Here is a 15100-nt window from a genome sequence, read left to right on the forward strand (position 1 = left end):
TGGCGGGCAGATCAAGAGCACCCCACCCCAGCCCTCCCCTGCGACCGAAGGAAGTCCCTTTGGGGCAAGCAGGGGAGGGAGCAAGGTAGGCATGGGAGGGAGCAAGGGCGGCGCGTGACGCAGGGATGCTCATGCGGGATCCCCGGACGCGGCCACCACGCGGCCCTCTTCCAGCTCGATCCGGCGATCGCAGCGCGCGGCCAGGGTCGCGTCGTGGGTGACCAGCACCAGGGTGGTGCGGTGGTCGCGGTTCAGCGCGAACAGCAGGTCGCAGATGTGGTGGCCGGTACGCTGGTCGAGGTTGCCGGTGGGTTCGTCGGCGAACAGCACACGCGGGCCGTGCACGAACGCGCGGGCGATTGCCACGCGCTGCTGCTCGCCGCCGGAGAGCTGGGCGGGGTAGTGCCGCCGGCGCGCGCCCAGCCCCACCGCTTCGAGCGCTTCGCGTGCGCGCGTGCGCGCCGCGCTGCTGCCTTCCAGTTCCAGTGGCAGCATCACGTTCTCCTCGGCGGTGAGCGCAGGCAGCAGCTGGAATGACTGGAACACGAAGCCGACCAGCCGCCGGCGCAGGTCGGCGCGGGCTTCCTCGTCCAGCTGTTGCAGCGCGTGGCCGTCCAGCGCGATGCGGCCGTCGTCCGGCGTGTCCAGCCCGGCCAGCAGGCCGAGCAGGGTGGTCTTGCCGGAACCGGAGGCGCCGACGATGGCGAAGCTTTCGCCCGACCGCACCTGCAGGCTGACCTGGCTGAGGATCTCCAGTCTCCCCTCGGGGCCGTTGACCGACTTGCTAACATCGCAGGCTTCAAGAAGAGGCCGGGAAGAATCGCTCATGCGTCGATGCCTGTGGTGGCTGGTTTTTCTCTGCGGCATCGGCAGCGCCCAGGCGGCCGCGCCGAAAACCGTGCTGGTGCTGGGTGACTCGCTGTCCGCCGCGCACAACATCCCGCTCGAGTCCGGCTGGGTGCACCTGCTGGATGCGCGTCTGGACCAGATGGTGCCGAAGTGGCGCGCGATCAATGCCAGCATCAGCGGCGAGACCTCGCTGAGCGGGCGCAACCGCCTGCCGGCATTGCTGGCGAAGTACCGTCCGGCGGTGCTGGTGCTGGAACTGGGCGCCAACGACGGCCTGCGCGGCCTGCCGCTGCCGGCCCTGCGCAACAACCTTGACGCGATGATCCGCACCGCGCAGCAGGCGAAGCTGCGGGTGCTGCTGGTCGGCATCGAACTGCCGGTGAACTATGGTCAGCGCTACCGCGACGGGTTGCGCGCGGTCTATGCGGAACTGGCACAAAGCCGCCACGTCGCGCTGGTGCCGTTCCTGCTCGAAGGCGTCGCGCTCGACCCCGCGCTGATGCAGGCTGACGGCCTGCATCCGGTGGCTGCCGCCCAGCCGCGGGTACTGGATACCGTGTGGGAGCCGTTGCGGCCGTTGCTTCATTGAAACCGAACCGGCTCTGAACCGTTATCGCCGGCTTTCACACGGCCGTCACTTGTGCGCCGGTTATCTCTTCACGTGTGTGAAGATGTGAGGACGCGGAGGTAAGGACGATGACCGTACATGATGAACAGGCAGGGTTGATCCTGCTGGTCGAAGACAACCGCCAGATAGCCGAGATGGTCGGCGAGTTCCTGGAGCGCCGCGGCTACTCGGTGGATTACGCTGCCGACGGCGTGAGCGGACTGCACCTGGCAGTGTCCAACAGCTACGACGTGCTGGTGCTGGACCTGATGCTGCCGGGGCTGGACGGCCTGGAGGTCTGCCGCAAGCTGCGCCGGGAGGCGAAGAAATCCACCCCGGTGCTGATGCTCACCGCCCGCGACACGCTGGAGGACAAGCTGGCCGGGCTCGAGGCCGGCGCCGACGATTACCTGGTGAAGCCATTCGAGGTGCGCGAGTTGGAGGCGCGGCTGCGTGCGCTGATCCGCCGGGACCGCCGCCAGGTCTCCACCGAGGTGCTCAGCGTCGGCGACATGACCCTGGACACCGCCACGCTGCGGCTGACCCGCGAGGGCCAGGAACTCACCGTGTCGCCGATCGGCCTGAAGTTGCTGGCGATCCTGATGCGCGAGTCGCCGCGGGTGGTCAGCCGGCGCGATATCGAGCGCGAGATCTGGGGCGATACGCTGCCGGACTCGGACACTCTGCGCTCGCATCTCTACAACCTGCGTCGGGTCATCGACAAGCCCTTCGCGCGACCCCTGCTACATACCATCCATTCTGCAGGGTACCGTCTCGCGGATATCGAATCGGAAGTGGCGTCCGCGCCCCAGACAGTCTGACAACGCACATGGTGCTTGCATGTAATGGATAGCCGGGTCAACGCAGTCCACTGCCGCGTGGGGGCCTTCCGTCGGCGCATCGGGTGGGTCTTCGGGCTGCAGTCGCTGACGGTGGTGGCCGTCTGCGTGCTCGGCCTCTACGACGTGGCGCCGACGGCCATGGTGATTGCGGTCATCGTGCTCGCCACGGCATTCGCGTGGCTGGCTGCCCGGCGCGAGTGGCGGCCGGTGCGTGCGTTGGCCCGGCTGGTGAGCCGGTGGGAGGGCCAGCCATTCGATCCGGCGGCCTTGCACCTGGACCAGCTGTCCGCCGACACCGATGCCGACGTGGCTTCGCTGGCGCGCGGCCTGCACGGTTTCGCCACCCGCCTGGCCGGCTACAACCAGCGCGAGCGCAACTTCACCCGCGACGCCAGCCACGAGCTGCGCAGCCCCCTCACGGTGATCAAGATGTCGATCGACATGCTGGCCGAGGAAGAGGGCCTCACCGACTTCGGCATGCGCTCGGTGCGCCGGATCAAGCGCGCCACCCGCGAGATGGAGGTGCTGGTCGAGGCCTTGCTGATCCTGGCGCGCGAGACGGACAGCGTCACCGACGATGAGTACTTCGTGGTCAACGACGTCCTGCGCAAGGAACTGGAGTCCGCCCGCGAGTTGATCGCCGGCCGTCCGATCGAACTGCTGCTGGACGAGCCGGCCCGTTTTGCGCTGCGGGGCTCGCGGCAGGCGTTATCGGTGCTGTGCTGGCAGCTGATCCGCAACGCCTGCGAGCAGACCGAGCAGGGCAGCGTGGTGATCTGCGTGCTGCCTGGCGCGGTCAGCGTGCGCAACCGGATAGCATCCCAGGTACCCGGTGGCAGCGATGGTCGCCCGCTGCGCGTTCGTGGCGTCGATCGGCATGGTTTTGAACTGGCCATCGCCCAGCGGATCAGCGATCGCTTTGCCTGGCCGCTGGAGTTGCAGGCGGGCCAGGGTCAGGAAAACATCGCCCGCATCCGCTTTCCGCACCCGTTGCCGGTAGGCGAAGCGGCGGAATCCGCCTTGTAGGGCGGGCACGGCCGCCGGCTTTTCGGTTCCGGAGCAAAGCGGCGGGCGGTGCCCGCCCCACGTATCAGCCGGCTTGCAGCGCCGGGACCACCGCGAATGCGCAGCCGGTCTTCGCCTTCACCTCGTCCAGGCTGACGCCTTCGTTGAGTTCGATCAGGGTCAGGCCCTTGCCCTTGGCTACCTCGAACACGCACAGGTCGGTGATGATCAGATCCACCACCTGCTTGCCGGTCAGCGGCAGGTCGCACTGGTTCTTGATCTTCGGCGAACCGTCCTTCGCGGTGTGCTCCATCAGCACCACCACGCGCTTGACGCCGCTGACCAGGTCCATCGCGCCGCCCGGGCCCTTGACCATCTTGCCCGGCACCATCCAGTTCGCGAGGTCGCCGTGCGCGGATACTTCCAGGCCGCCCAGGATCGACAGGTCGATATGGCCGCCGCGGATCATCGCGAACGACTCGGCGCTGGAGAAGAAGCTGGAGCCGGGCAGGGTGGTGATGGTCTGCTTGCCGGCGTTGATCAGGTCGGGGTCGATCTGCTCCTCGGTCGGGAACGGGCCGATGCCGAGCAGGCCGTTTTCCGATTGCAGGGTGACGTTGACCCCGTCGGGGATGTAGTTCGCCACCATGGTCGGGATGCCTATCCCCAGGTTCACGTAGAAACCGTCGCGCAGCTCCTTCGCCGCGCGCCTGGCCATCGCCACGCGCAGCGGGCTTTCCTTGCCGCCGGCCACGCCGGCGATGGTGCGGAACTCGATGCGTTTCTCGTACTTCGCGCCCTGCACGATGCGGTCGACGTAAATGCCCGGCACGTGGATGTTGTTCGGGTCCAGCTCGCCGACCGGCACCAGGTGCTCCACTTCGGCCACGCAGACCTTGCCGCAGGTGGCGATCATCGGATTGAAATTGCGTGCGGTCTCGCGGAACACCAGGTTGCCGTGGGCGTCGCCCTTCCACGCCTTCACGATCGACAGGTCGGCGGTGATGGATTCCTCCAGCACGTATTCCTTGCCGCCGAACACCTTGGTTTCCTTGCCCTCGGCCAGCTTGGTGCCGAACGCGGTGCGCGTGTAGAAACCGGGGATGCCGGCGCCACCGGCGCGCAGCTTCTCGGCCAGCGTGCCCTGCGGGGTCAGGTGCAGCTCCAGCTCGCCGGCCAGGGTCTGCCGCTCGAACTCCTTGTTCTCGCCCACGTAGGAGGCGTAGACACGCTTGACCTGGTGCGTCTTCAGCAGCGGGCCCATGCCGAAGTCGTCCACGCCGGCGTTGTTGCCGACGATAGTCAGGTCCCTGGTGCCGGCCTCCAGCAACGCGCCAATGAGGTTCTCGGGGATGCCGCACAGGCCGAAACCGCCGGCGGCGATCGTCATGCCATCGAACAACAGGCCGTCAAGGGCTTTCGCCGCGCTCGGATAAACCTTGTCCATCGCTGTGCCTTCCTCGGGGAGAGTCAGCTGCCAAGGATACGACGGTTTGGCCCGGCGCGGCCTTGTACCAAGGTCGCAGGCGGAGGCAACGCGCATTTTCCTCTCCAGCTTCGCGCCCAAGTCACAGACCGCGTCCCGGTATACTCGTGCCGTTGTCCGGGAGAACGCCACGTGAGACCGCGTCATCTGCTCCTTGCCCTCGCCACCTTCGGGGTTGCCGCCATGAGCCACGCCGCCGTCTCGCCCGTGCTGGTGATCCACGGCGGCGCCGGCGTGGTCAGGCGGGAGATGACGCCGGCGATGGAGCAGGCAGTGCGCGCGGCGATGACCCGGGCGCTCCGCGACGGCTACGCCCGGCTCAAGGCGGGAAATAGCGCGCTGGATGCGGTGGCCGCCGCGATCACCGTGCTGGAGGACGATCCGAACTTCAACGCCGGCAAGGGCGCGGTGTTCACCCATGACGGGAAGAACGAGCTGGACGCGGCGATCATGGACGGCAACACGCTGCGCGCCGGCGCGGTGGCCGGGGTGCAGCGGGTGAAGAACCCGATCCTGCTGGCGCGTGCGGTGATGGAGCATTCGCCGTACGTGATGTTGTCCGGCGCGGGTGCCGAGGCCTTCGCGAAGGAGCAGGGCATCACCCTGGTGGATCCATCGTACTTCCGCACCGATGCGCGCTGGCAGCAGCTGCAGCAGGCGTTGAAGGAGGATGCCGCGAAGCGGCCGCATGCGGACGTCGAGACGGCCAAACACTTCGGCACGGTCGGCGCAGTGGCGCTGGATGCGCAGGGCCGGCTCGCCGCCGGCACCTCCACCGGCGGCATGACCGACAAGCGCTGGGGCCGCATCGGCGATTCGCCGATCATCGGCGCCGGCACCTACGCGAACTCCGGCTGCGCGGTGTCGGGCACTGGCTGGGGCGAGTTCTACATCCGCACCGTGGCCGCGCACCAGATATGCATGAAGGTGACCCAGATGCGCGTGCCGCTGAAGCGTGCCGCCGCCGAGGTGATCAACCAGGAGATTCCGTCGATGGGCGGCAACGGCGGCGCGATCGCGCTGGATGCGGAAGGGCATATCTCGATCCCGTTCAACACCGACGGCATGTACCGCGGCTGGATCGGCGCCGACGGTGTGCCGCACGTGGCGCTCTACGGCGACGAGGACGACGGCACCGCCGAACTGCCGGCGCCGGCCGACAGCGTCGCGCAGCCCTGACCGCTTCGGCCGCGGGGCAAGGCGGCGGGCGGTGCCCGCCCTGCACGGCCCCGGCAGCTTTTGTAGGGCGGACATTGTCCGCCCGCTCTTCGGCGGCGAAGTGGCCGCCCTACCGGATTTTCTGCAGCTGCGCCGGGGTCAGCGCGCCGCTGATGCCGTGTCGGCTGCCATCGGCGTGGATCACCAATACGCGCGGGGTCTCGCCGCCCCAGTTCGGGTCGAGCAGGAAGTTGATGCGTTCCGGCGAGGCTTCGGCGTAGGCGCGCGCGGGCCAGCCGTCCATCTTCATGCTGTGCAGGCGCGCCTCGATCGCCGTGCTCAGCGCGATGCTGTCGGTCGTCACGGTGACCAGTTCGATCTCGTGCGGATGGGCACGTTGCAATGCGGCCAGCGCTTCGAGGTTCGGTTCGCAGTAGGCGCAGTCGAGCGACCACAGCGCGAGGATGCGTGCGCCGTGCGCCGGCGGCTGCAGCAGGGCGGGCACGTCGGCGGCGGCCAGTGGCTGCAGCGTGCCGGCGCTGGCCAGCGCCGGCAGCCACAGGACGAGGGCGAGCAGCAGGCGCTTCATCGCGGTACCTCGACCAGCCGGAAGCCGGCTGCCGTGTTCCAGGCCACGAACGCACGACCCTGTTTCAGCAGCAGCTGCGGCGAACCCACCGCGCCGCTGCTGCGGGCGATGTCGCGGGGCGCGTCGAAGTGCGCGCCGCCATCGGTCGAGCGGCGCAGCATCAGCGCGTAGCTGTCCGCGCTTGCCTGGTTCCAGGCGACCCACACGGTGCGCTCGTGCACGGCCACGTCGGCATGGCTGGCGCCGACGCTGGCGATCGCCAGCGGATGTCTCGGCGCATGACCGGGATCGAGCTGGCCGTACCAGATCGTGGGCTGGCCCTTGGCCTCGTACCACACGGCATGGGGAACCCCGTCGCGGCCGATCGCCAGGCCGGGGCCGTGGTGCGGGCAGCCGGCGATCTGCCAGTCGCTGAAGGTGGCGCGTTCGGCACGGCTCGCCTGGCCGTCCGTACGCAACACCGCATAGGCGTGGTCGCGGATATTGTCGCCGTAGATGCTGCGGAAGAACGCGGCGACTTCGCCATCGGGCATGCGTGCCAGGGCGATGCGGCAGCATTCGCAGCTCTGGTCGATGAGCTTGCGTTCGGGCACGAAGCTGGCGCCGCCGTCGTCCGACCAGCTGTAGTAGACCGCGGCGCCCAGGTACGGCTTGCCGGCGGCGGTGGCGGCGATCACGTCGCGCTTGTCGATCCAGGCGATCACGACGCGGCCCTTGCCGTCCACCGCCAGTGCGTCGAAGCGGTGGGTGATCTCGGCGCGGTCGTGATGCACGGTCAGCGGCTCGCTGAAGTGCTCGCCCCGGTCCAGCGAGCGGGCGAAGCGCACGAAGCCGGTCCACGGTTCGGCGCGCGGCTGCGACCAGCTCACGTAGATTTCGTCGTGCGGCCCGAACGCGATCTTCGGGCGGTTCTCGCCTTCGGCGTAGATGCGTTCGGCCGCGGCGTTCACCTCGACCGGCGCGCTCAGCGTGCGGCCGTCATCGTCGGAATGGCGCAGCCGCACGTGGCCGTCCGCCGCGTCCACCAGCCACAGCCGGCCGTGGCTGTCGAACGCCGCGCTGGCGCCCAGCTCGGCGCCTTTCGGCATCTCCATGCGCATGCCGTCGTGCGCGAACGCCGCCAATGGCAGCAGGCAGAGCAGGATAAACAGCAGGCGACGCATCTAAATGTTCCTCGGGTTTTCGGCCCTGCTCCCTCCCCTGCTGGCAGGGGAGGGTTGGGGAGGGGGTGTCACAGCTCCCAGCGCAGCTCGCCGAACCAGGTGCGGCCGGCGTAGGGATGGTAGACCCAGTAACGTTCGTTGGTGAGGTTGTCGACGCCGAGTGCGCCGGTCCAGCCCGGCGCGAACTTCCAGCGCAGCTTCGCGTCGGCCACGGTGAAGCGGCTCACCGCGCCGTAGCTGTCCACGTAGTCGCTGTTGTCCAGCGTGTCGTACTGGCGGCCGGAGTGGCGGATGCCGAGCGAGGCGTCCCACTGCGGCGCGAAGCGGTAGTCGGCGAACACGCTGGCGCGGATCTTCGGGATGCGCGGGAAAGTCTTGCCGTTGGCCAGCGGGTACTGGCGGTCCGCCCGCGTCTTCGCGTCGCTGAAGGCGAGGCTGGCCGAAAGGTCGAGGCCGTCGAGCCAGAAGTCGGTGAGGCCGAGTTCGCCCTCGATGCCGCGGCTGCGCATCCTGTCGATGTTCTGCACGCTGGTGACGGTGGGGGTGACGGTGATGTCGCTCTGCGAGTACAGCGAATCCGCGATGCGGTCCTGGTACAGCGAGACGCGCCAGTGGCCGTGCTCCAGGTGGCGGCTCAGGGTGAGGTCGGTGGATTCGTCGGTCTCGGGCTTCAGGTCGGGATTGTTGTTGACGATCGCGTTGGCCGACAGGCTGCCCTGGAACAGCTCGGTCACCGTCGGGTAGCGCACCGCCTTGCCATGGGCCAGGCGCAGCTCCCAGCCGCCGGCGAGGTCCCAGCTCAGCGCCGCCTTGGGCGAGAAGTCGGTGCGCCGGCGGTCGGCGTAGTGCAGCGTGCTGACCGCATTCGCGCGCAGGCCGCCATACGCACGCCATTGTTCCAGTCGCCCGCCCAGGGTCAGCGTCCAGGCATCGGCGAAGCTCCACACGTCCTGCAGGTACAGCGCGCGGGTCTGCGTGCGGCCGGCGAACGCGCTGACCCGTGCGCCGTCGGCGTCGCCACGCCAGTCGCTGGCGTGGCGCACGCGGCTGTCCAGCACGTAGCGGTCGCCGTGTGCGCCGGCGTACAGCATGTGGCGCTCGCCGAGCGGGCCGGAACTGCGCAGGTCGAACGTGTCCCAGCCGGAACCGGCCTTGTCGGCGATCGTGCCGGGGCCGCCGCCGGGAACGCCGGGTTCAGCCAGGTTGGCCGTGGCCGCCTGCGAGCGCAGGAAATCGTAGTGGCTGGCCACGGCGGTCCAGCGCCAGCCGTTGTCGAGGCGGCCGTTCAATTCGACGCCGTACAACATATGGGTGTCGTGGGCCGAGGAGGGTGCCAGGCCGCTGGCCGGCAGGGTCCAGGTCCGCCCGGCTGCGCTGATCACGCCGCCGGCGACCGGGTGGCCGGCGGCGTCGCTGATCAGGCTGCGGGTGCGGTCTTCGGCGCGGTTGTGCCACCAGCCCACGGTGAACAGCGCGGCGACGCGGTCGGTGAGGTCGACGCCGACTTTCAGCTTGGCCTGGTCCTGTACGGTGTGCTCGATGCTGTTGGCGCCGTAGACCAGCCGCGGCGAGCCGTTCGGGTTGCGGTCCAGGGTGGCGCCGCTCACCGGCACTGCCGAGGCCGCATTGCCGCCGGCCTTCGCGGTGGCGTACTGCATCGGCTGGCCGTGGTTGTCGAGCCGGCTGAGTTCCAGCAGCCAGCTCCAGCGGCCCTGCTTGTCGCCGATGGTGGCGGCGGCCTGGTGGCCGTTGTAGTGGCCGCCGGCGCCATACGCGTCGCGGTAGTCCTGGCTGAAGAACTGGGTGCTCGCGCTGGCCGTGAACTGCTGCGGCAGCACGGTGTGGATCAGCACCGTGGTGCCCAGCGAGTTGCCCGGATACAGCGCGGAGTAGGGCCCGTACAGGATGTCGACCGCGCCGATTTCCCCGGGTGCCACCATGCCCCAGCGCGGCGCGCCGTCCCAGCCGTTGGTCATCAGGTTGGAGAGCAGCAGGCCGTCGGCGTAGACCAGGCTGCGCGCGCTCTGCAGGGTGCCGGCGTTGCGGCCGCTGATCACCGCGTTCGGGTCGCCGATGTAGCGCTTGCGCACCATCATGTTCGGCGCGTACTTCAGCGCGTCGGCGCTTTCGGTGACGTTTTGCTGCTGCAGCTGCTGCCGGTCGACGCGCACCCGCACGCTGGGCGTCTCCATCACCATGGTGTCGCTGGCGTGCACCGAGACCGGCGCAAGGGTGGTGGTGGCGGGGGCGGGCCCATCGGCGGCCAGCAGCGGGCCGGCGCCCACGGCGAGTGCGACTGCGCAAAGGCCGAGCGGTAGGGTGTTCAAGCGACACTCTGGATGGTGGTCTAGGGTTGCAAGGATAGTCCGCGGTCGCACGCACCACAGATGGCGCGTTGTCGCAGCGGTGGTTCGGCGATGGGATGCGCGGGCACGGCGAAAGGTGCCCGCAGCGAACGTAGGGCGGGCACCGCCCGCCGCTCCTGGTCGTGGCGCGATGAAGAGCCGGCGGGCAGTGCCCGCCCTACGACTGCGCTGTCACTCTTCGCGGTCGGGGCGTTCGCGCACCGGATGCTTGCTCAATTTGCGCTGCAGGGTGCGGCGGTGCATGCCCAGGCGGCGGGCGGTTTCGGAGATGTTGCCGTCGCATTCGGTCAGTACGCGCTGGATGTGCTCCCATTCCAGCCGGCGCAGCGCCAGCGGCTGTTCGGGGGTGTCCGGCAGATCGCTGTCCTCGACGTCGCTGTCGCCGTCGAGCAGGGCGCGTACCACGGCGTCGGCGTCGACCGGCTTGGCCAGGTAGTCGTGGGCGCCGCGCTTGATCGCCTCCACTGCGGTGGCGATCGAGGCGTAGCCGGTCAGCAGCAGCACGCGCAGGTCAGGCACCAGGGTGTGCAGTTCGGGAATCAGGCGCAGGCCGTTCTCCTCGCCCAGCTTCAGGTCGAGCACGCAGTAGCGCGGATGATGCCGCCGCGTCAACGCGCGGGCCTCGTCGAAGTTGCCGGCCGTGATGACCTCGAAGCCGCGCGAGGCCAATGCCCGCGCCAGCACACGCAGGAAGGTGGCATCGTCGTCGACCAGCAGCAGCGGGCGGGCCGTGGCGGCGTGGGGCAACTCGGTCATGGTGGTGTTTCCTGGAGGCGGATCGGTGGCTCATTCTGCCGGAAGCGCGCCCGACGGGTCATTTTTCGGCGATCACCGCCAGCGGCAGGCGCAGGCAGACTTCGGCGCCGTGTCCGGTGTTGCTGGCGAGCAGTTCGCCGTTGAGCCGTTCGGCGGTCGCCTCGGCGAGGGCCAGGCCGATGCCCAGTCCGGTCTGCTTCTGCGAGTGACCGATGAGGGTGAGCTCGCCGGTGGCGTCGAAGCCGGGGCCGTGGTCGCGCACGCTCAGCTGCAGCCAGTCGCCATCGCGCGCGACCTGCAGCGCCACCGCGTGCGACTGGTTGATGGCGGAGGCGTCGGCGGCGTTGTTGAGCAGGTTGAGCAGCGCATGGCGCAGGCCCGGCGGCGTACGCAGCACGACGCGGGTGATCTCCTGGTCCAGGGTGAGATCCAGCTCGGCCTCGGGCCGCAGCAGCTGGAAGCGTTCCAGGCAGCCGTGGATGAACGCGGCCACCGTGAGCCGTTCCGGCTCCTGCGACAGCTGGGCCTTGCCGAACGCGACCATCTCGCGAAGGATCGTGCGGCAGCGGTCGACCTGGCCTTCCAGCAGTGCCAGGTCCTCGGCCAGCGTCGCATCGCCGGCGTGCTCGCGGCGCAGTTCGGGCAGCAGGGTGCGCATGGTCGACAGCGGCGTGTTGAGTTCGTGCGCGGCGCCGGCGGCCTGGGTGGCGATCGCCAGGATGCCCTCGTCGCGCAGCGCGCGCTCGCGCACCCGCTGCACCTCGAGCTGCTGCAGTCGCAGCACACGGGCCAGCCGGCTGATGAAGAAGCTCAGCAGCAGGGCCATGATCACGAAGTTCACGCCCATGCCGACCACGTGCAGGGTAAAGCGGCTGGGCGAGCCGGCGGGCATCGGCAACGGCACGTACGAATAAAGCAGGATCACATAGGCGACACCGGCCAGCGCGGCCACGGCCAGCACCGCCCGGCCCGACAGCGCCGCCGCGCTTAGCGCGATCGGGACCAGCAGCAGGGTGATGAACGGGTTGCTGGCACCGTCGGTGAAGTACAGCAGGTAGCCGAGCACCAGCGTATCGAACGCGATGTGGCCGACCGCCTCCCACTCGCGCAGCGGCCACGGCTGGGTCAGCCGCCATGCGGCGAACACCGAGAACACCCCGAGCAGGCCGATGCCGAGCAGCAGCGGCAGCAGTGGAATGCCCAGGTGCATTCCCCAGGCGCACACCAGCACGGCGGTACTCTGGCCCGCGATGGCGCAGATCCGCAGCCAGGCGAGCGAGCGCGTCAGCGCGAACGGACCGATGCGTTGGGAGTGCCGGTGCGGCATGGCGGTCATCCAGGCTTGCCGGGCCGCCGCGCGGCGGGCCCGGTCGGGTCACGATGGCGTGTTGAATTCCTCGCTGCGCACGGCCGGCAGCGGGTTGTTGGCGGCGGAGTCGGAATGGCTGCTCGACAGTTTCTTCATCAGCGGCAGCATCGCCAGCGCGATCGCCGTGCAGGCGACGCCGGCGAAACCCAGCTTGTTGAACAGCGCGGTATAGACCGGCAGCGACACCAGCGGATCCTTGATGTCGGTCGGGATGCTGGCGAAGTTCGCCACCACGCTGCCCAGGTACTGCGAGATGCCCGAGGCCACGTAGTAGGCGCCCATCATGAAGCCGCCCATGCGTGCCGGCACGTAGCGGGCGATCATCGCCAGGCCGAGGCCCGATACCAGCAGCTCGCCCAGCGAATACAGGCCGTAGCCCCACACCATGATCCACGACGAAACCTGGCCGTTCACCGTGAAGCGGGCGCCGACGCCGTAGATGAAGAAGCCGATCGCCACCGCCGCGAAGCCCCAGGCGAACTTGGCCGCCACCGACGGATTCCTGCCGACCTTGCCCATGGTGTTGTAGACGAACACCAGCACCGGGCTCAACAGCACGATCCAGATCGCGTTGAGCGATTGGAACTGCTCGGGAATCCAGTTGAACAGATGCAGGCCGAACAGGTCGAACGAGAGGTCGACGTTGCGCTGCGCGAACAGGTTCAGCGAGGTCGACATCTGCTGGTAGAAGATGAAGAAGAAGATCGTCTGCACAGTCAGCACCAGCGCGGCGACCAGGCCGGCCCGCTCGTGCTGCTCGCTGCTGCGGATAAGGTGCACGAAGATGCCGAGGATCACCATGCCGGCGGCGTACACGCACCACTTGGCGACGGTCTGGTCCTGCAGGATGAAGGCGGAGACGAACACCATGCCGATCGCGGCCAGCAGTACCGTGCCGAGGCGCTTGACGTCCACCGGCTTGTCGTCGGCCGGCGAGCCGATGTGCGCCAGCGTGCGGTGCATCAGCGTGTAGTTGACCAGGCCGAGCACCAGGCCGATCGCGCAGATACCGAACGCGGTATGCCAGCCCCAGGCGTCGCCGTACTTCGCGCCCACGTAGTCGCGGATCCACGGGGTCAGCAGCATCGAGATGGTCGAGCCGATGTTCACCGCCATGTAGTAGATGGTGAACGCGCTGTCGATCTTGGTGTCGTCGCCCTCGTAGATCTTGCGCACCAGGTTGCCGGCGTTCGGCTTGAAGAAGCCGTTGCCGACGATGATCACGCCGAGCGCGACGTACAGGAAATAGGCGTTGTTGGTCGGAATCCACAACATCACGTAGCCCAGCGTCAGCACCACCGCGCCGAGCAGCATGGTGCGGCGGGTACCGATCAGCTTGTCGCCGACCCAGCCGCCGATCGCCGGCGTGGCGTAGATCAGCGCCGCCGCGGCGCCCCAGATCAGGTTGGCCTTGCTGTCGACGAAGCCGAGCTTCTTCACCATGTAGGTGACCATCAGCACCTGCATGCCGTAGAAGCCGAAGCGTTCCCACATTTCGATCAGGAAGACGGTGCTGAAGGACCGCGTCTGCGAGACGGGCGGGTTCTGGGTTGCCATATGTTTTCCGTGCGTGATCCAAACCGTGGCGACGTGCCGGCACGCGCCAGTGCCATGCAGCCGCTGGATGGCCACAACCGGCGAAGCGTAACCCATTCGCCATCAGGGTGTAGCTGCACTGCGGCAAGCCGGGAGTCCGCAGCGGGCGCCCGGCGCTGGCGCTTGTGGCATCATCGGCCGCCAGAGCCGGCCTGATTCCAGGGAGTTTGCCGTCCATGTCCAACGCATTGATATTGTCGGCGCGCCCGCGGCCGGGCGGGCGACATCGCTGATGGCCGCCGAAGGTTTTCGCGGCCCGAAGCAGCTCTGGAACGCGTTCCTGTGGTCGATGAAGGGCCTCAGGGCCGGCTGGCGACACGAGGCTTCGTTCCGGCTGGAGGCCTGCCTGGCGGTGGTGCTGATCCCGCTCGGCCTGTGGCTGGGCCAGGGCGGGCTGGAGAAATTCGCGCTGATCCTGGCGCCGGCGCTGGTGCTGTCGGCCGAGCTGCTCAATTCGGCGATCGAGGCGGTGGTCGACAAGGTCAGCCCCGAATTCCACGAACTGGCCGGCCGCGCCAAGGACATGGGCTCCGCTGCGGTATTCCTGCTGCTGCTGCTGGTGATGGCAAGCTGGGCACTGATCCTCGGGCCGCGCCTGTTCAGCTGAGGTATGCGTTCACTCCGCGCCGACACGATTGCGGTGAACGGCATGGGATGATGGAATGGCCTTCCACCGGATCGGAGCGACTCCATGAAACTTCTGCGCAATCTTGTGCTGTTGCTGCTTGTTTTCGGCCTGAGCGGCTGCGGCTACAACGCCATCCAGAAGCAGGACGAGGCGGTCAAGGCAGCCTGGTCCGAGGTGCTGAACCAGTACCAGCGCCGCGCCGACCTGGTGCCGAACCTGGTCAACACGGTCAAGGGCTACGCCCAGCACGAGGAGAAGGTGTTCACCGAGGTCACCGAGGCCCGTGCCAAGGTGGGCAGCCTGCAGGTCAACGCCGACTCGCTGAACGATCCGCAGAAGCTCAAGCAGTTCCAGGCCGCACAGGGCGAACTGGGCAACGCGCTGTCGCGGCTGATGGTGGTCAGCGAGAACTACCCGCAGCTGAAGGCCGACGGCCTGTTCCAGAACCTGCAGGCACAGCTGGAAGGCACCGAGAACCGGGTCACCGTGGCGCGCAACCGCTACGTGCAGGCGGTGCAGACATACAACGGGATGATCCGTACCTTCCCGAACAACATGACCGCGAAGATCTTCGGCTACCAGGTCAAGCCGAACTTCTCGGTCGAGAACGAGCAGGCGATCTCCACCGCGCCGAAGGTGGACTTCGGCACCGCTGCGCCGGCTCCGGCGGCCTCGTCGCATTGATC

Annotated in this window: 14 protein-coding genes; 6 read left to right on the plus strand and 8 right to left on the minus strand. The window is 68.3% G+C overall.

All coding sequences use genetic code 11. The features are described from left to right. Nucleotides 1-129 precede the first annotated feature (129 nt). Nucleotides 130-828, minus strand: coding sequence for an ABC transporter ATP-binding protein (locus AC1Q5A_RS04765; protein ID WP_492698845.1), 699 nt, complete (start codon nt 826-828; stop codon nt 130-132). Here AC1Q5A_RS04765 and AC1Q5A_RS04770 point away from each other — a divergent pair. The 3 genes from AC1Q5A_RS04770 to AC1Q5A_RS04780 all read left to right on the plus strand — a co-directional run bounded on the left by AC1Q5A_RS04770 (nt 827) and on the right by AC1Q5A_RS04780 (nt 3324). Continuing rightward, the gene (locus tag AC1Q5A_RS04770) at nt 827-1438 is read left to right on the plus strand and encodes an arylesterase (protein WP_492698846.1); all 612 of its coding nucleotides are present in this window, start codon (nt 827-829) and stop codon (nt 1436-1438) included. The genes AC1Q5A_RS04765 and AC1Q5A_RS04770 overlap by 2 nt on opposite strands. 107 nt (nt 1439-1545) lie before the next feature. Then, on the plus strand, nt 1546-2277 hold the full coding sequence (locus AC1Q5A_RS04775) for a response regulator transcription factor (protein ID WP_492698848.1): 732 nt from the start codon (nt 1546-1548) through the stop codon (nt 2275-2277). A 24-nt stretch (nt 2278-2301) separates the two neighbouring features. After that, complete coding sequence (locus AC1Q5A_RS04780) at nt 2302-3324, plus strand: sensor histidine kinase (protein ID WP_492698850.1); 1023 nt, start codon at nt 2302-2304, stop codon at nt 3322-3324. 64 nt (nt 3325-3388) lie between these two features. Here AC1Q5A_RS04780 and AC1Q5A_RS04785 read toward each other — a convergent pair whose 3' ends face one another. After that, entirely contained in the window at nt 3389-4750 is a 1362-nt protein-coding gene (locus tag AC1Q5A_RS04785) for a 3-oxoacid CoA-transferase (protein ID WP_492698852.1), read from the minus strand. A 222-nt stretch (nt 4751-4972) separates the two neighbouring features. On the opposite strand from AC1Q5A_RS04785, the gene AC1Q5A_RS04790 reads away from it, so the two are divergent. Continuing rightward, complete coding sequence (locus tag AC1Q5A_RS04790; protein WP_492698854.1) at nt 4973-5968, plus strand: isoaspartyl peptidase/L-asparaginase family protein; 996 nt, start codon at nt 4973-4975, stop codon at nt 5966-5968. Between the two features lie 109 nt (nt 5969-6077). On the opposite strand, the gene AC1Q5A_RS04795 is transcribed toward AC1Q5A_RS04790, so the two are convergent. From AC1Q5A_RS04795 to AC1Q5A_RS04820, 6 genes are all read right to left on the minus strand, one after another. Next, a complete protein-coding gene (locus tag AC1Q5A_RS04795) occupies nt 6078-6536 on the minus strand; it encodes a hypothetical protein (RefSeq protein ID WP_492698855.1) in 459 nt (152 codons plus the stop codon). After that, nucleotides 6533-7699, minus strand: a complete 1167-nt coding sequence (locus AC1Q5A_RS04800; RefSeq protein ID WP_492698858.1) for a sialidase family protein — start codon at nt 7697-7699, stop codon at nt 6533-6535. Before AC1Q5A_RS04800 ends, AC1Q5A_RS04795 begins: the two co-directional genes overlap by 4 nt. 68 nt (nt 7700-7767) lie before the next feature. Beyond that, nucleotides 7768-10026 (minus strand): TonB-dependent receptor, encoded by a 2259-nt coding sequence (locus tag AC1Q5A_RS04805; RefSeq protein WP_492698860.1) that lies wholly within the window; start codon nt 10024-10026, stop codon nt 7768-7770. 210 nt (nt 10027-10236) lie between these two features. Continuing rightward, on the minus strand, nt 10237-10821 hold the full coding sequence (locus AC1Q5A_RS04810) for a response regulator transcription factor (RefSeq protein WP_492698862.1): 585 nt from the start codon (nt 10819-10821) through the stop codon (nt 10237-10239). Nucleotides 10822-10879: 58 nt separating this feature from the next. After that, nucleotides 10880-12148 (minus strand): ATP-binding protein, encoded by a 1269-nt coding sequence (locus AC1Q5A_RS04815; RefSeq protein WP_492698864.1) that lies wholly within the window; start codon nt 12146-12148, stop codon nt 10880-10882. Nucleotides 12149-12196: 48 nt separating this feature from the next. After that, nucleotides 12197-13747 carry a peptide MFS transporter gene (locus tag AC1Q5A_RS04820; RefSeq protein ID WP_492698867.1) on the minus strand — a complete coding sequence of 517 codons (1551 nt, stop codon included), beginning with the start codon at nt 13745-13747 and terminating at the stop codon, nt 12197-12199. 271 nt (nt 13748-14018) lie between these two features. Here AC1Q5A_RS04820 and AC1Q5A_RS04825 point away from each other — a divergent pair, with 271 nt between their 5' ends. Beyond that, the gene (locus AC1Q5A_RS04825) at nt 14019-14393 is read left to right on the plus strand and encodes a diacylglycerol kinase (protein WP_492698869.1); all 375 of its coding nucleotides are present in this window, start codon (nt 14019-14021) and stop codon (nt 14391-14393) included. A gap of 84 nt (nt 14394-14477) precedes the next feature. After that, nucleotides 14478-15098 carry a LemA family protein gene (locus tag AC1Q5A_RS04830; protein WP_492698871.1) on the plus strand — a complete coding sequence of 207 codons (621 nt, stop codon included), beginning with the start codon at nt 14478-14480 and terminating at the stop codon, nt 15096-15098. Nucleotides 15099-15100 lie beyond the last annotated feature (2 nt).

The sequence above is a fragment of the Rhodanobacter sp. GW835-FHT13D09 genome, from assembly GCF_058793995.1.